Origin of the sequence: Glaciibacter sp. 2TAF33, from assembly GCF_052114945.1 — a bacterium.
Lineage (GTDB): Bacteria > Actinomycetota > Actinomycetes > Actinomycetales > Microbacteriaceae > Cryobacterium.
Genome location: NZ_JBFRFS010000002.1, coordinates 145435 through 161421, shown reverse-complemented (window position 1 = coordinate 161421; position 15987 = coordinate 145435). Strand labels below are relative to the sequence as shown.

General features: G+C 68.5%; 12 protein-coding genes. 8 read left to right on the top strand and 4 right to left on the bottom strand.

Annotation, left to right across the window (positions count from 1 at the left end):
- Positions 1 to 475: 475 nt before the first annotated feature.
- Positions 476 to 1480: an EamA family transporter gene (locus AB4Y94_RS02345; protein ID WP_441724340.1), complete on the bottom strand. Its 1005-nt coding sequence runs from the start codon at positions 1478 to 1480 to the stop codon at positions 476 to 478.
- 201 nt (positions 1481 to 1681) lie between these two features.
- Here AB4Y94_RS02345 and AB4Y94_RS02340 point away from each other — a divergent pair, with 201 nt between their 5' ends.
- From AB4Y94_RS02340 to AB4Y94_RS02315, 6 genes are all read left to right on the top strand, one after another.
- On the top strand, positions 1682 to 5704 hold the full coding sequence (locus tag AB4Y94_RS02340) for an ExeM/NucH family extracellular endonuclease (RefSeq protein WP_441724338.1): 4023 nt from the start codon (positions 1682 to 1684) through the stop codon (positions 5702 to 5704).
- Between the two features lie 124 nt (positions 5705 to 5828).
- Positions 5829 to 6458 carry a hypothetical protein gene (locus AB4Y94_RS02335; protein WP_441724337.1) on the top strand — a complete coding sequence of 210 codons (630 nt, stop codon included), beginning with the start codon at positions 5829 to 5831 and terminating at the stop codon, positions 6456 to 6458.
- Between the two features lie 139 nt (positions 6459 to 6597).
- Complete coding sequence (locus tag AB4Y94_RS02330) at positions 6598 to 7311, top strand: YcnI family copper-binding membrane protein (RefSeq protein WP_441724335.1); 714 nt, start codon at positions 6598 to 6600, stop codon at positions 7309 to 7311.
- A gap of 9 nt (positions 7312 to 7320) precedes the next feature.
- Positions 7321 to 8055 carry a copper resistance CopC family protein gene (locus AB4Y94_RS02325; RefSeq protein ID WP_441724333.1) on the top strand — a complete coding sequence of 245 codons (735 nt, stop codon included), beginning with the start codon at positions 7321 to 7323 and terminating at the stop codon, positions 8053 to 8055.
- A 49-nt stretch (positions 8056 to 8104) separates the two neighbouring features.
- Positions 8105 to 8914: a thymidylate synthase gene (locus AB4Y94_RS02320; RefSeq protein ID WP_441724331.1), complete on the top strand. Its 810-nt coding sequence runs from the start codon at positions 8105 to 8107 to the stop codon at positions 8912 to 8914.
- Between the two features lie 11 nt (positions 8915 to 8925).
- On the top strand, positions 8926 to 9462 hold the full coding sequence (locus tag AB4Y94_RS02315) for a dihydrofolate reductase (protein ID WP_441724330.1): 537 nt from the start codon (positions 8926 to 8928) through the stop codon (positions 9460 to 9462).
- Positions 9463 to 9766: 304 nt separating this feature from the next.
- Here the strand turns inward: AB4Y94_RS02315 and AB4Y94_RS02310 are convergent, their stop codons facing one another.
- On the bottom strand, positions 9767 to 10426 hold the full coding sequence (locus AB4Y94_RS02310) for a fasciclin domain-containing protein (protein ID WP_441724328.1): 660 nt from the start codon (positions 10424 to 10426) through the stop codon (positions 9767 to 9769).
- A gap of 154 nt (positions 10427 to 10580) precedes the next feature.
- Here AB4Y94_RS02310 and AB4Y94_RS02305 point away from each other — a divergent pair, with 154 nt between their 5' ends.
- Complete coding sequence (locus tag AB4Y94_RS02305) at positions 10581 to 12299, top strand: cytochrome c biogenesis protein DipZ (RefSeq protein ID WP_441724326.1); 1719 nt, start codon at positions 10581 to 10583, stop codon at positions 12297 to 12299.
- Between the two features lie 46 nt (positions 12300 to 12345).
- Positions 12346 to 14358, top strand: coding sequence for a DNA helicase RecQ (gene recQ, locus AB4Y94_RS02300; RefSeq protein WP_441724324.1), 2013 nt, complete (start codon positions 12346 to 12348; stop codon positions 14356 to 14358).
- Between the two features lie 145 nt (positions 14359 to 14503).
- On the opposite strand, the gene AB4Y94_RS02295 is transcribed toward recQ, so the two are convergent.
- Both AB4Y94_RS02295 and AB4Y94_RS02290 read right to left on the bottom strand, forming a co-directional pair.
- Positions 14504 to 15088 carry a YdeI/OmpD-associated family protein gene (locus tag AB4Y94_RS02295; protein ID WP_441724322.1) on the bottom strand — a complete coding sequence of 195 codons (585 nt, stop codon included), beginning with the start codon at positions 15086 to 15088 and terminating at the stop codon, positions 14504 to 14506.
- Positions 15088 to 15612, bottom strand: a complete 525-nt coding sequence (locus tag AB4Y94_RS02290) for a DUF1697 domain-containing protein (protein ID WP_441724320.1) — start codon at positions 15610 to 15612, stop codon at positions 15088 to 15090. Before AB4Y94_RS02290 ends, AB4Y94_RS02295 begins: the two co-directional genes overlap by 1 nt.
- Positions 15613 to 15987: the final 375 nt, after the last annotated feature.

The window sequence follows — 15987 nt, the reverse complement described above, 5'->3', positions numbered from 1 at the left end:
CCCGCCGATTCCGGTGGGCGCCCTTTCGCGTCGCAGCGGCCACGCCGCTCCCACGTTTCGCGCCTCACCATCGCCTTCGCCGTCGCCGTCGCCCTTCGCCGTCGCCCGTCGCTCCTCGCCGTCGCCCGTCGCTCCTCGCCCGTCGCTCCTCGCCCGTGCCCCTCGCCCGTCGCCTTTTCTCCCCTCGCGCTGATGATTCGACCACGCGCGGATGGCAGGCCTGCCGCGCGTGGACAAATCCTCAGCGCCAGGACAAATGCTCAGCGCGACGGCGCTCACGGCACTGCAACATTCAGCAAACAGGGCGTGTCTATGCAGGGAACTCAGGGGTATGGCACTTAACATCCATCTATCGCCGGTGTGCCGTTTTTCGGACGCCAGTCGCTCTCCTCGCCTCAATTCGGGTTTGAACGCGACGAGAACGCGCGATAGCTCCTGTGGGGCTGCCTCTGGCGCCCCACAGGTAGCGCCCCGCTCACGCGATGGCGAGCATGCCCGCTGCGGCGATGGCAAGCACCAGGCCGGCCCACTGCACCGGCGCGATCCGCTCCTTCAACACCACCGCGGCCAACAGGATCGTTCCGGCCGGATACATTGCGGTGAGCACGCTCATCACGCTGAGGTCACCAAGGCGGATGCCGATCAGCAACATCGTGTTGGCGACCACGTCCACCGCCCCGCAGCCAACGGCCAGAAGGACGCCGGTGCGCACGGTGAGCCTGGCCGCCTGCGTCCGCGTCGGCGCGGCATCTGTCATCACCGCACCCGGCACCGCCTCCCCGGCAGCGCCCCCGTCCGAGGTGGGTCCGCCCGCGATCACCCCTGGCGCCGCAGCACCGATTCCTGCAGCACCGATTCCTGCAGCGCCGCGCGCCGCCTTGCGGCCGGCGACCAGGGCCAGCACGCCGACCAGCGCGAACATGATGCCGCCGTTCACCGCCCGGTTCATCACGAGCGGAACGAGCCCGCTGTCCGCCGGGGTGAGATCGATCAGGATCATGAAGCTGCCGATGGCGGCTCCGGACCCGAGCGCCGTCAGGATGCCCTTGGCACTCGGCCGCACGGCGCCCTTCTCCGGCACGAAGCCCACCAGCACCACCGCGACCAGCGCCAGACCGAGCGCCCAGTAGCCGATCGGAGCGAAGCGGTCTCCCCCCACGAGGCCGACCGTCATCGGGACCACCGCTGACACGACCGCGGTGAGCGGCGACAGGATGCTCATCGGTCCGATGGCCAGGCACGCGTAGAGCAGGGAGATCGCGACGGCACCGGTCACGCCCGACAATCCACCCCACAGCACCGCGCCGACCGACCAGGTGCCACCGAGGAACGGCAACACGACCAGCAGGAGCACCAGCCCGGAGACGGCGGCGACCGCGGTCGCCAGCATGGCGCTGATGCGCTTGGCGGCGAGTCCGCCCAGGAAGTCGGCCGAGCCGAATATGAACGCGCCGATGAGGCCGAGAAGTGCGGGAACCATAGGCTTCGAGCCTACCCAGCGGCGCCGCACAACTTAAGGCGCAACTTAAGAGCAGGCCTCATTTCGGCCACGCCCCTAGTCGGGCGTCGGTGGCTGTCCCTAGACTCCGTGTTGTCCCCCGTCTGGGTGTTCCCCGTTCACGGGTCCCCGGCCGCAGTTGAACCACTTGTAGAACATCCACGTCAAGCGAGGAGCAAGCTGTTGAATCACGCGTCTCTCGGGCAGTCCACCGGACCGGCCCGGCTCGGAACACATCGTTCGCAGGGGAGGCGCCTCGCCGCCCTTGCCCTGGCCACGGCCGCCGCCCTCGGGCTCTCGTCCGTCGTCGCCACCCCGGCCTTCGCGGCCGACGTCACACACACGATCGCCGAAGTGCAGGGGCCAGGTGCCGCCAGCCCCTTCATCGGCAGCGCTGTCACCGTCGAGGGCGTGGTCACCGCCGACCACCGCGTCGGCGGCTACAACGGCGTCTACCTGCAGACGCAGGGCAGCGGCGGCGAAACGGATGCCACCCCGGGGGTTTCCGACGGAATCTTCGTCTTCCTCGGCAACTCCAACCCGGGCGTCGCGATCGGCGACCTGGTCAAGGCGACCGGCCCGGTCAGCGAGTACTTCGGACTGACCCAGATCACCGCATCCGCTGCCGGCGCCGTCGAACTGGTGACCGCGGCGGCCGGTGTGCCGGCTCCCACCCCGCTGCCCGACACTGTCGTCGGCGCGGACCGGGAGCAGTACGAAAGCATGCTGGTTGCACCGTCCGGAAACTACCGCCTGAGCTCGAGCCACCAGCTGTTCAACTTCGGCACCCTCTGGCTGTCCGCCGGTGACGCCCCGTTGGTCAAGAGCACCGAGCAGGTGCGACCCGGCGACGCCGCGAACGCCATTGCTGCCGCGAACCGGGCGAACCGCATCTTCCTCGACGACGGCTACAGCATCCAGGTGGGCAACAGCGCCCACCCGGGTGGCCAGCCGTACTTCACCACGGACACCGTGGTGCGGGTAGGCGACGTCGTCCAGTTCCCGGCGCAGCCGTACGTGCTCTCGTGGGGCTTCGACGACTGGCGCCTGCAGCCGACGGTGCCGATCAACGACGCCAGCCCGGTCGACTACAAGCCCACGTTCGAGCAGTCGAACCCGCGACCGGCAACCCCGCCGGACGTCGGCGGCGACATTCAGGCCGCCTCCTTCAACGTGTTCAACTACTTCACGACGCTGTCCAGCCAGAATCCGGATGCCCGCGGTGCGGCAACCCAGGCCCAGTTCGATATCCAAAAGTCGAAGATCGTCGCCGCCATCAACGGCCTCGGCGCCGATGTCGTGGCGTTGATGGAGATCGAGAACTCGGTCAAGCTCGGCGAACCGATCGACACCGCACTCGCTGACCTGGTCTCCGGGCTGAACGCCGCCCTCGGCAGCGACGCCTGGGCATACGTGCCCACGCCGGCGGCGCTGAACGACGCGTCGATCACCGACTTCATCACCACGGCCATCATCTACAAGAAGGACGCGGTGACCCCGGTCGGCGCCAGCCAGACCCAGGTCGACGAGACGGTGTGGGACATCGCGAGGGAGCCCATCGCCCAAACGTTCACCGCCGGTCCGAAGACGGTCACCGTTGTCGCCAACCACTTCAAGTCGAAGAGCGGGACCGGCACCGAGCCGGCCGACGGGCAGGGGCAGTTCAACGCCGAACGCACCGAAGAGGCGCACGCCGTGGTGAAGTTCGTCGGCGACCTGCAGAAGTCCTCCGGCAGCGACGACGTGCTGCTGCTCGGTGACTTCAACGCCTACGCGCAGGAAGACCCGATCAAGGTCTTCGCCGACGCCGGATACACGGACCTGGTGCCCGCCAAGGCGGCCGGCCAGTTCACCTACACCTTCGACGGGGAGCTGGGTTCTCTCGACCACGCGATCGCGACGCCGTCGCTGGCGCAGTCGATCACCGGGACGGGCGTCTGGAGCATCAACTCGCCAGAGTGGTCGGATCGTGGATACGCGTTCGGTGCCACGGAGGCCGGAACCCCGTATCGTTCCAGCGACCATGACCCGATCAAGGTCGGCGTCTCCGATGTGGTCCAACCGGTCGACATCAACGTGGTCACCGTGAACGACTTCCACGGCCGGATCGAACAGGCCAGCCCGTCGGGAGGCGCCGCGGTGCTGTCCGGTGCGGTGAAGCAGGTGCGGGCGCAGAACCCGAACACGATCTTCGCCGCCGCCGGTGACCTGATCGGCGCGTCGACGTTCACGTCGTTCATCCAACAGGACAACCCGACCATCGACGCACTCAACGCGGCGGGGCTCGACGTGAGCTCGGTGGGCAACCACGAGTTCGACCAGGGCTTCGCCGACCTCACCGATCGGGTGATCCCACGCGCGGCCTGGGAGTACCTCGGGGCCAACGTCTACAGCAAGACGACCAATAGACCCGCGCTGCCGGAGTACTACACGAAGACATTCAATGGTGTCACCGTGGGCTTCATCGGCGCGGTCACCAACGAACTGCCCTCGCTGGTGAGCCCGGCCGGAATAGCCGACCTCGACATCCGTGATGTGACGACGGAGACCAACCGGGTGGCCGACAATCTCCGCGACGGCGACCCGGCCAACGGCGAAGCCGATGTGGTGATCCTGCTGGTGCACGAAGGGGCTGCGACCACCGATATCAGCTCGGCGACGGATGACTCGGCGTTCGGCCACATCGTCAACGGCGTTGATTCCGACGTCAACGCGATCGTGTCCGGCCACACCCACCTCGCGTACAACCACGTAATCAACGGGCGCCCGGTGATTTCCGCCGGGCAGTACGGCGAGAAGTTCGGCCTGATGGACCTCAAGGTGAACCCCCAGACCAAGGAACTGCTCTCCATCAGCAACGAGATCAAGCCGCTGATGGATACCACCGCCGTCCCGCCGGTTGCGCTGTACCCGGCTGACCCGGCGGTCACGCCGATCGTTGTCGCAGCCACGGCCGCGGCCGACGAACTCGGCAAGGTGAAGGTCGGCGATATCACCGCCGACTTCAACCGCGCCAAGCAGTCCGACGGCAGCGAGAACCGGGGCGGTGAGTCGACCCTCGGCAACTTCGTCGCCGACGTGCAGCAGTGGGCGACCCAGGGTGCCGGGACCGAGTTGGCGTTCATGAACCCGGGTGGCCTCCGCGCCGACCTGAAGTTCGCCTCCACCGGGCCGGACGACCCGGATGGCAACCTCACCTACAAGGAAGCGGCGAGTGTGCAGCCGTTCGCCAACACGCTGGTCACGATGACCCTCACCGGGGCGCAGATCAAGCAGGTGCTGGAGGAGCAATGGCAGCCGACCGGAGCCAGCCGACCGTTCCTGAAGCTCGGCGTGTCGAAGGGGTTCAGCTACACCTACGACCCGGCGGCCGCAGTGGGATCCCACATCACGCACATGTTCCTGAACGGTGAGGAGGTCCTGGCCGGCGACAGCCACAACGTCGTCGTGAACTCCTTCCTCGCCTCCGGTGGAGACAACTTCGCCACCCTGGCCACCGGCGCGAACAAAGCGGACTCCGGAAAGATCGACCTGCAGTCCATGGTCGACTACTTCGCCAGCAACAAGTCCGCGTCTCCCGACTACGCCCAGCGCGCCGTCGGTGTGACGCTCTCCGCGCCGGACGCCGACGGCTACAGCGCCGGCGATGTGGTCGCCCTCGGCCTGTCTTCGCTGTTGTTCAGCGCGGGTGAACCCACGGGATCCGCGGTGACGGTGTCGCTCGGGGGCACGAAGCTCGGGTCGGCGCCGATCGACCCGGCCATCGTCGACACGACGGATGAGGTGGGCAGGGCCACCCTGCAGGTCACCATCCCGCAGGGGGTGAGCGGACCGCAGCAGTTGACCGTCGCGGTCGCAGAGACCGGCACCTCGGTCGCAGTTCCGATCGAGATCGCCACGGCGCAGGTGCCCGAGAAGGTGAAGAGCACCACCAGCGGATCGGTGAAGCTCCTGGCCAACCACAACTCGACGATCCACTACACGGTGACGGTGAGGGCCGCCGCGGCGACTCCAACCGGACTGGTCACCATCTACGACGGCGTCAAGGCCATCGCGAAGGTGACGCTGACGGCGGCAGATAATGGCACGGCGAAGGTCAAGTTGCCCAAGCTGAGCCGGGGGGTGCATGTGCTCACCGCGCGGTACGCCGGCTCCGACACGGTGAAGGCGTCGATCAGCGTGCCCGACCTGCTGGTCCTCTGGTAGCCGGGACACGCCGGTAACTCCGGCCACCACCAGGGAGGCCCTCGCGTGATCGCGGGGGCCTCCCATTGGTTGCCGGTCTCCGCCACCGGGTAGCCTTGAAGGGAGACCGGTCGAGGAGATACCAATGGCAACACGCTGGGCGCGCTTCATGCGTGGCTGGGTCGCCGCCGCCTTCTCCACCTTCGTCGCGGCGCTGTCCCACACCCTCGGCGGCGGGGCCGCGCCGGGCGCGCTGGCCGTCATCGTCTCCCTGGCCTTCGCCGGTATGGTCTGCGTCGGGCTCTCCGGCCGCACCCTGTCTGCGTGGCGGGTGGCGGCATCCGTCATCCTCAGCCAGCTGATCTTCCACGGACTGTTCTCCCTGGGCGCGCCAGGAGGCGCGTTGACAACGGATGCCTCCACCGGAGCCCCGCTCGCGGCGCACCACCACACCGCGCTCGCCATCACGCACGGTGTCACGGGGTCGATGGAAGGCCACGGGGCGTCTCACGTCGGCGCCGGGATGTGGATCGCGCACGGCGCGGCTGCCGTGCTAACCATCGTGGCGCTCCGCCACGGTGAGGCGGCGTTCTGGGGCATGCTCACCACCGCGAGGCTCGTCATCCGTCGCATTGTGACCGTCGCGGCCGCGATCACGCCCGCCGTGCCGACGCGGCGAACCCCCTCAACCGGGCTGGTGTTCGTGCCACGCGAACCGGCGCTGGTGTTCTCCGTGATGCGGCACCGTGGGCCGCCTGTGTCTGCCGGCGCCTGACTTCAGCCTGCCACCTCGGACCAAACCGTCCGGCGGGCTGCACCGAATCCCTGTCGACCTCGCCGGCGACCCGGGTCGGCGCGCCCCCACGTCTGCACCCACGTATCTGTACCCACGTATCTGTACCCAAGGACACCTCATGAAACTCCGCACCACACTTGCCGCCTCCGCCACCCTCGCCGCCGGCGCCCTGCTCGCCGTTGCCGTTCCCCTCTCCGCCAGCGCCCACATCGGCGTTGCGCCGACATCCACGGCAGCCGGTTCCGGCACTGTTCTCACCTTCGCGCTGCCGCACGGCTGTGACGGATCAGCGACCACGGCGATCGCCATCGACATCCCGGAGAGCATCGCCAGTGTCACCCCGACCGTGAACCCCAACTGGGATGTGGCCAAGGTGGCCGTGAACCTCGACAAGCCCCGCGACGACGGCCACGGCAACTCGATCACGACCCGCATCGGCCAGATCGTCTACACCGCGAAAGCGCCCCTGGCCGACGGGCTGCGGGACACCTTCGCGCTCAGTCTGACGCTCCCCGCCGACGCGGCCGGAACCACCCTCGCCTTCCCGGTGCTGCAGACCTGTGAGGCCGGCTCGACCGCCTGGGACCAGGTCGCGAAGGACGGTGAGGCCGAGCCAGAGCACCCGGCGCCCTCGGTCGCCGTGACGGCGGCCGTCGCCGGTGACGACCACGGGCACGCCGCAAGCGGTGACGACCCGTCGGCCGCGGCGGCGGACGGCGCGGCGGAATCCGGGTCCGATGACGTGCTCGCCCGGGTACTCGGTATCGGCGGCCTCGTCGTGGGTGCGGTCGGCGTTTCACTGGCCGCAGCGAACCGACGCAAGTCGGCGTAGGGTCTCGCCATGGGTACGATCACCGCACCGGGCTGGTTCGTCCGCACCGCCTTCGCCGCCGCTGTCGTCACAGCCGCCCTGGGACTGTCGGCGGCGCCGGCGTCGGCGCACAATTACCCGGTGGCGTACGCGCCCGCCGAGGACGCCGTGGTCACCGAGCAGCCCGGCGTCTTCAGCGTCACCACCAATGACAACCTGCTGCAACTGAGCGAAGCCGGCGCAGGCATGGGCCTGCAGGTCAGCGGGCCTGCCGGGGCGGGACATCCGCTCTATTACGGCGACGGCTGCGTCACGGTGTTCGGCCCGACCATCGAGGCCACGGCCCAGCTCGGGGAGCCCGGCGTGTACACGGTGGTCTGGCAGGTGGTCTCTACCGACGGGCACCCGGTGTCAGGCGAGTACACCTTCACCTGGCAGCCGACCGCCGGCCAGCAGGTGGGCGAGGGGTCGGCCACCCCGCCGGACTGCAACGGTAGGGTCTCCGGCCAGGCGACCCCGGCAGCGGATGCCGCGCCGCCCGCCGGTGAGACCCCGTCCAGCCAGGCGACCGGCGCGATGATGGCCGAGCTGTTGTGGGTCGGCGGCGCCTTCGCCGCGGTGGTGGTCGCGGTCCTGGCCACGCTGTTCCTGGTCCGGAGGAAGCCCGGCGAGCCGGAGGCGCCCGAAGCCGCTGGATCCGGCGAGCCTTCCGGGCCTGCCGATCCTTCCGGGCCTGCCGCTCCTCCCGGGTCTGAGCCTCGGTAGCGTCGGGTCAACCCCCGGCGTGCGGCGCTCGTCAACTAGCATCGAGGTGATGGACGCCATAATCCCCACCCCTTACGAAGACCTGCTGCGTGACGTGCTGGCCACCGGCAGCCGCAAGTCGGACCGCACCGGCACCGGAACGCGCAGCGTCTTCGGTCGCCAGTTGCGGTTCGACCTCGCCGAGGGCTTCCCGCTGATCACCACCAAGCGGGTGCACTTCAAGTCCATCGCCTACGAGCTGCTGTGGTTCCTCCGCGGCGAGAGCAACGTGGGCTGGCTGAGGGAGAACGGTGTCACCATCTGGGACGAGTGGGCGGATGCCGCTGGCGAGCTTGGCCCGGTCTACGGCGTGCAGTGGCGGTCCTGGCCGACGCCGGACGGCGAGCACATCGACCAGATCTCCCAGGTCGTTGAGACGCTCCGCACCGATCCGGACTCCCGGCGCATGCTGGTGTCGGCCTGGAACGTGGCGGACATCCCCCAGATGGCGCTGGCTCCCTGCCACGCCCTGTTCCAGTTCTACGTTGCCGACGGCAAACTGTCGTGCCAGCTCTACCAGCGGAGCGCCGACCTGTTCCTCGGGGTGCCGTTCAACATCGCCAGCTACGCGCTGCTCACCCAGCTGGTCGCAGACCAGGCCGGGCTCGAGCTCGGCGAGTTCGTCTGGACCGGTGGAGATTGCCACATCTACGACAACCACGTCGACCAGGTCACCGAACAACTCACCCGGGCGCCGTTCCCGGCGCCGCGGCTGCGCCTTGCCAACCACCGCGACAGCATCTTCGATTACCAGTACGACGACCTGGTGGTCGAGGACTACCAGCACCATCCCGCCATCCGGGCCGCCGTCGCGGTATGAGCGGAGACGAGATGAGCCTTGGCCTGATCTGGGCCGAAGCCGACGGCGGAATCATCGGCAAAGACGGCGTCATGCCGTGGCACCTCCCCGAGGACCTCGCGCACTTCAAGCGGCTCACCATCGGCTCGCCGGTGGTGATGGGCCGCAAGACCTGGGACTCGCTGAACCCCCGGTTCCGGCCCTTGCCCGGCCGGCGCAATATCGTCGTCACCCGTCAGGACGGCTGGCACGTCGACGGGGTGGACACCGCGCATTCGGTGGCCGAGGCGCTCGATCGGGCAGCAGCCGAGACCCCAACCGCGTCTTCGCCGGGCGCCGCTGATCCCTTAGCGTCCGTGTGGGTCATCGGCGGCGCCGAGATCTTCGCCGCCGTGATCGACCGGGCCGACCGGCTCGAGGTGACCGAGATCCGCACCTCGGTCGAGGGTGACACCCGCGCACCGGCGATCGACGACCGCTGGGAGCAGACGCACGTCGATCCGGTCGAGGGCTGGCACACCTCGCGCACCGGCCTCGACTACCGCTTCCTCACCTACCGGCCCCGCTGACCCGCCCCGCTGACCCGCCCGCTGGGCCGCACCCCCCACCCCGGTGCGCCCGTCACCCAGCTCCAGCGGCACGGTCCTCGGCCGCGCGCAACTCCTGCAATCTGGAATCGGATTTTGAAACCGCCGCGGAATCACGCGGCTCCCAGCTGCTGGGTCACCCGCATTGCAGGAGTTAGCCACGGGGCAACGGCGGGACCGCTCCACCACCCTTCTGGACGCACGCCAACCTTCCGGACACACGCGAAAGACCCGTCACCTGAACGGTGCCGGGTCTTTCGTGCGGCGCTCGCCGCTTGAGATGCGACTAGCTGGTCGGCATCAGCACCGAATCGATCAGGTACACGGTCGCGTTCGCGGTGTGGACTCCACCGCAGATCACGTTGGCGTCGTTGACCTTCATGCTGTCACCACTGCCGGTGACCGTGACCGTTCCACCCTCGACAGTGGTCTGCATGCCCACGATGGCGTCGGGGGCGATCTGGCCGGGGACCACGTGGTAGGTCAGGATCTTGCTCAGCGTGGCTGCGCCTTCCGGAGTCTTCAGGCTGTCGATCGTGGCGGCGTCGAGCTTGGCGAACGCATCATCGACCGGCGCGAACACGGTGAACTCGCTGCCGTTAAGCGTGTCGACGAGGTTGACGGCGGGGTTCAACTGGCCTGAGACCGCGGCGACCAGGGTCTTCAGCAGCGGGTTGTTGGAGGCGGCGACGGCGACGGGGTCGGCCGACATGCCCGTGATCGAACCCGCGCCGTCCGGAACGGCATCAGCGTAGGCAGCGCAGCCCGGCCCGACCAGGTCGGCGGCGGGGTCGGCGGTCATGGCGGGCGCCTCGCTTGCGGCCGGCGCCTTGCTCGTCGAACCAGCGTCGGCGCTCGAGCCGCCCATGGAACAGGCGGACAGGCCGAACATGGCGATCGCGGCAATCGACACGGCGGTCAGGGTCTTGCGTGTGGTGAGTTGCATGGGAATCTCCTTCGATGATTCGGCCCGGTGAGCCGGTGCCAGGCCCACTGCTGTGCGCCTTCACAGCATGATTCGGAGCCCCGATGGGAACGGTTTGGGGCAATCTCGAATCGGTCTTCCTCCGAATCAACTCCGACAGACTTTGGAGGAGACCGTGCTCTCACTTGCCCTCATCGGATTCTTCGGTGGCCTCATCACCGGAATTTCACCGTGCATCCTGCCCGTGCTTCCCGTCATCTTCTTCTCCGGGGGTGTGCAGGGTGCCGGCGCACCAACGGATGCCGCCGCTCCGGCACGAGTGTCCCGATGGCGGCCGTTCCTCGTCATCGGTGGACTCGTGGTGAGCTTCAGCCTCTTCACCCTGATCGGTTCGCTGCTGCTCACCCTCCTCCATCTCCCGCAGGACGTCCTGCGCTGGGCGGGCCTCATCGTCCTGGTGCTGATCGGCGTCGGCCTGATCGTGCCGCGCTTCGAAGCGATCCTGGAGAAGCCGTTCTCCTGGATCCCGCAGCGCAACGTCGGTACCGAGCGCGGTGGTTTCCTGCTCGGCCTGGCCCTCGGTGCGGTCTATGTTCCCTGCGCCGGCCCGGTGCTGGCCGCGATCACCGTCGCCGGATCCACCGGCCGGATCGGCCCGGAGACCGTGGTCCTGACCGTGACGTTCGCGCTCGGCGCCGCGATCCCGCTCCTCGTCTTCGCCCTCGCCGGCCGCCGCGTCGCCCAACGGGTCAAGGCCTTCCGTAAACACCAACGCGGCATCCGCATCGCCGGCGGCGTGGTCATGATCGCCCTCGCCATCGGCCTGGTCTTCAACGTTCCACAGCTTCTGCAGAGGCTCATCCCGGACTACACCAGCGCCCTCCAAGACCAGTTCAGCAACTCGAAACAGATCAGCTCAGCGCTCGACCTCGGCGGCCTCGTCACCGACGAGAACAAGGAACTCTCGACATGCACCAACGGCGCGGCCGAGCTGCAGAGTTGCGGGCAGGCGCCCTCGATCCGCGGCATCCAGCAGTGGTTCAACACCCCCGGCAACCAGCCGGTCTCCCTCACCGCGCAGAAGGGCAAGGTCGTCCTGGTCGACTTCTGGGCCTACTCCTGCATCAACTGCCAGCGCTCGATCCCGCACGTCGTCGCCTGGAACGAGGCATACAGGAAACTCGGCCTCCAGGTGATCGGCGTCCACGCGCCCGAGTACGCATTCGAGAAGGAACCGCGCAACGTCGAAGCCGGAGCCGCGAACTTCGGCATCACCTACCCGGTCGCGCTCGACAACAACCTCTCCACCTGGACCAACTATCGCAACCGCTACTGGCCGGCGCACTACCTCATCGACGCCTCCGGCGCGGTCCGGCACATCAAATTCGGCGAGGGCGACTACGGCGTCACAGAGAAGCTGATCCGCGAACTCCTGGTGCAGGCGAATCCCGGCGTGCAGTTGCCGCCGACAACGGATGTCACGGACGTCACTCCCACGGGAGAGGTCACCCCGGAGACCTTCCTCGGCACGACCAAGCAGGCCAACTTCGGTGGGACCGAGAAGTACTCCGCAGCCACGGGAACGTTTGGCATGCCGAAGAAGCAGCCGGCCGACTCTTTCGCCCTCGACGGCGGATGGACCCTCGGCACCCAGTCGATCACGCCGACCGGCGCACCGGCCGACATCACCCTGAGGTATTCGGCGCGAGAGGTGAGGATGGTGCTGTCCGGCTCGGGGACCGTGACGTATTCGGTGAACGGAAGGTCAACGAGCTTCCCGGTGTCCGGCACGCCGAACTCGTATCCGCTCCTGTCGGGGAAGAACCTCGCCTCCGGCACCCTGAAGGTCACGGTGTCGCCAGGGGTCGAGGCGTTCTCCTTCACCTTCGGGTAGCGGATGCGCGGCCGGCCCTGTCAGGGTGCCCGGGTAGAGTGGCCGGGTGAGTTGGAACGCCGAGATCCCCTGGGACCAAGACGACGCTCCGCCACCCGAATACTACGGACCACCCGACGACTACGACGCGCCGCCCCCGCCGGAGCACCTCTACGCGGAGTATGCGCAGCCGGCGTCGGCGCGCGCTTCCGCCCGTGCCGGCACCGCGGCATCCGTTCTCACCCGCCGGGCCTCCGCCAAGTTCGCCAGCGCCGCCGAAGCCCTGCACACCGTTTTCGGGTATGACTCGTTCCGCGGCGAGCAGGCGGCGATCATCGACCAGCTGATCGGCGGGGGAGACGCCGTCGTGCTGATGCCCACCGGCGGCGGCAAGAGCCTCTGCTACCAGATCCCCTCGCTCGTGCGGGAGGGCACCGGCGTCGTGATCTCGCCGCTGATCGCCCTCATGCAGGACCAGGTCGACGCCCTCACCGCGGTCGGCGTGCGCGCCGCGTTCCTCAACTCGACCCAGGACTCCGGGACCCGGGCGCAGGTCGAACGAGACTACCTCGCCGGTGACCTCGACCTGCTGTACGTCGCACCGGAGCGGCTCTCATCCGAGGCCACAAAACGCTTCCTCGAGCGCGGCACGATCGCCCTGTTCGCGATCGACGAAGCGCACTGCGTGTCGCAGTGGGGCCACGACTTCCGACCCGACTACCTGGCCCTCTCAGAGCTCGCCGACCGCTGGCCGACGGTGCCACGGATCGCGCTGACGGCCACGGCAACGGATGCCACCCACCGCGAACTGACGACCCGGCTGCAGCTCGAGCGGGCGAAGCACTTCGTGGCGAGCTTCGACCGGCCCAACATCCAATACCGCATCGTCAACAAGGCCGAGCCCCGCAAGCAACTGCTGTCGTTCATCCGCTCAGAGCACGACGGCGACGCGGGCATCGTCTACGCGCTCAGCCGCAAGACGGTCGAGCAGACGGCCGAGTTCCTGCGCGCCAACGGCTTGAACGCGCTGCCGTACCACGCGGGCCTCGACGCGGGCCTCCGCGCCCGCACCCAGGCCCGGTTCCTCCGCGAGGAGGGCGTGATCATCGTCGCGACGATCGCGTTCGGCATGGGCATCGACAAGCCCGACGTGCGGTTCGTCGCCCACATCGACCTGCCGAAGTCCGTCGAGGGCTACTACCAGGAAACCGGACGCGCCGGCCGCGACGGCCTGCCGTCGACCGCGTGGCTCGCCTACGGCCTGCAGGACGTGGTGCAGCAGCGACGGATGATCGACGAGTCACCCGGCGACCTCGCCCACCGGCGCAAACTCTCGGCACACCTCGACGCCATGCTCGCGCTCTGCGAGACCGTGCATTGCCGCCGGGTCAACCTGCTGCGCTACTTCGGCCAGCCCAGCGAACCGTGCGGCAATTGCGACAGCTGCCTGGTGCCGCCGGAATCCTGGGATGGCACCGTCCCGGCGCAGAAGCTGCTCTCCACCATCGTGCGCCTGCTGCGGGAGCGCAACCAGCGTTTCGGGGCCGGTCAGATTGTCGACATCCTCCGCGGCAAGACCACCGCGCGCACCACACAGCACCGGCACGAGCAGCTGGCGACCTGGGGCATCGGCGCCGACCTCAGCGACCAGCAGTGGCGCGGTGTCGTGCGCCAGCTCCTCGCCCAGGGCATCCTCGCCACCTCCGGCGAGTACGGCACGCTCGGGCTGACGGATGCTGCGGCCGAGGTCCTCTCCGGAGCTCGCGTCGTGCAACTGCGCACGGAACCGGAGCGTCCGGAGCGGATGGCGCGGGCGACCAAGAGCGCGGCGAAGGCACGTGCGGCGGACCTCACCAAGGAGCAGGAATCGTTGTTCGAAGCCCTGCGCGCCTGGCGAGGCGAGCAGGCGCGGGAGCAGGGCGTTCCCGCGTACATCGTCTTCGGCGACGCCACCCTGGTGGCCGTGGCGGGAGCGGCCCCGCAGACGCTCGCCGACCTCGACGGCATCAGCGGCATCGGCGCGAAGAAGCTCGAGGCCTACGGCCAGGCGCTCCTGGACGTGGTCGCCGCGTCCTCCTGACCCCTCGCCGCGCCCCCTCCTCGCGTCCCTCGCCCCCTTCCTGACCCCCCTACTCGCCCCCTCCCCGCCCCTCCCCTTCGCCGAGAACGCACTTGTTGGGGTTATGCGGGTCTCATAACCCCAACAAGTGCGGGTTCGCGGGACCTCATTGCGGGTGGATCGTCTCGCCGCGGGCCAGCATCGCCACGTAGTCCGCGATCTTCCTGGCCCGGGTCTCCGCCCGCTTGACGTTCGCGATCCGGAACAGGATCGCGTACCGGTTCACGCTGCTCAGCTGCTCGAAGAACCGCAGCGCCGACGGTTCCGCCGCCAGCGCGGCAGCCAGGTCGGCCGGCACCTCTGCGGTGCTCTGCGGCGCGTAAGCCGCGTCCCAGCGCCCGTCCGCGCGGGCCCGGTCGACTTCCGCCTGCCCGGCCGGCCGCATCCGGCCCGACTCCACCAGACGCAGCACCCTGTCCCGGTTGACCTGTGACCAAATGCTCCGCGCGCCGCGCGGCGTGAACAGCTGCAGGTAATGGTCGTCGTCGAGCCGGCTCTTCTGTCCGTCGATCCAGCCGAAGCACAGCGCAACGTCGACGGCGTCGGAGTAGCTGACGCTCGAGTGCGCGGACCCCTTCTTCGCTATCGCCAGACGCACGCCGGGCGACGAATCGTGGTGCTCTATGAGCCAGCGTTCCCAGGCCGCTGCATCCTCTTGATACAGGATCTCCCGCGCCGCCGCGCCGACCATCAGCGCAGCAACTTCTGGAGCGTCCGTAGGTTGCGGGTCGTCGTCGATGTCTTGTACCGCGCCCGGCCGGTTTCCTTGCCGAAGACGCTGGAGAGGGTGCTGCCGCGTTCGACGGTCCAATAGATCACGCCGTCCCCGCGCCTGATGCTCTCGGAATCCTCGTCGAGGTTGTCCTGCAGGGCGAGCAAGTCGGTGGCGGTCCCGGTGTCCGACACGAAGACGACATACGGGTGCCACCCATCACGCTCCGCGTCGAACGGGAAGTCGTCCACGACGCGCCTGATCGCATCCAGCTCGAGTATGTGGACGGACGCGTCGTAACCGAACCGCTCCCCGAGACCCTGCTCGACGTGCTGTTTCAACGCGTCCGACGAGTCGGTGGAATCGAACAGCAGGTTCCCGCTGGCCAGGACCGTCTTCACATTCGACAGTCCGAGCGCAGTGACCGCGTCGGCGACATCCGCCATCTTCAGATTGATTCCGCCGACGTTCACGCCGCGGAGAAGTGCTACAAAGCGAGTCATGAGTGGGAGAGTACCGCGCGCCTCGGCTCCCCGCCGTGACTAACTCCTGCAATCCGCCCATGCCGCAGCGGCTCACCCCGGAAACACGGGGCCTGACACGCCGCTCCTCGGCGTTCTGCAGGAGTTAGGCACGGGGCCGCACGCGTCAGCCGGTGCACGCGGCGCGTGGCACGGGGCCGCGCGGGAGGGGCGCTTGAACGGGCCGCGCCCGCGGCATCCGTTTGTACATCGTCGCATCAAGCGGAGACCGCTTCTTGCGGAAACCTACAGAACGGATGCCGGGCTCCGCGTGCTTCTTTGTAGGCGGCACACGCACCGTTTCGCCCCGTTCCGGGCGACGATCTAACGTGGAGGCGCCCAGGGACACCCCGGACA

Excerpts from the sequence above, each read along its gene's own strand:
- AB4Y94_RS02345 (WP_441724340.1), bottom strand. The coding sequence starts at position 1,480 with ATGGTTCCCGCACTTCTCGGCCTCATCGGCGCGTTCATATTCGGCTCG.
- AB4Y94_RS02335 (WP_441724337.1), top strand. The coding sequence starts at position 5,829 with ATGGCAACACGCTGGGCGCGCTTCATGCGTGGCTGGGTCGCCGCCGCC.
- AB4Y94_RS02330 (WP_441724335.1), top strand. The coding sequence starts at position 6,598 with ATGAAACTCCGCACCACACTTGCCGCCTCCGCCACCCTCGCCGCCGGC.
- AB4Y94_RS02325 (WP_441724333.1), top strand. The coding sequence starts at position 7,321 with ATGGGTACGATCACCGCACCGGGCTGGTTCGTCCGCACCGCCTTCGCC.
- AB4Y94_RS02320 (WP_441724331.1), top strand. The coding sequence starts at position 8,105 with ATGGACGCCATAATCCCCACCCCTTACGAAGACCTGCTGCGTGACGTG.
- AB4Y94_RS02315 (WP_441724330.1), top strand. The coding sequence starts at position 8,926 with ATGAGCCTTGGCCTGATCTGGGCCGAAGCCGACGGCGGAATCATCGGC.
- AB4Y94_RS02310 (WP_441724328.1), bottom strand. The coding sequence starts at position 10,426 with ATGCAACTCACCACACGCAAGACCCTGACCGCCGTGTCGATTGCCGCG.
- AB4Y94_RS02295 (WP_441724322.1), bottom strand. The coding sequence starts at position 15,088 with ATGGTCGGCGCGGCGGCGCGGGAGATCCTGTATCAAGAGGATGCAGCG.
- AB4Y94_RS02290 (WP_441724320.1), bottom strand. The coding sequence starts at position 15,612 with ATGACTCGCTTTGTAGCACTTCTCCGCGGCGTGAACGTCGGCGGAATC.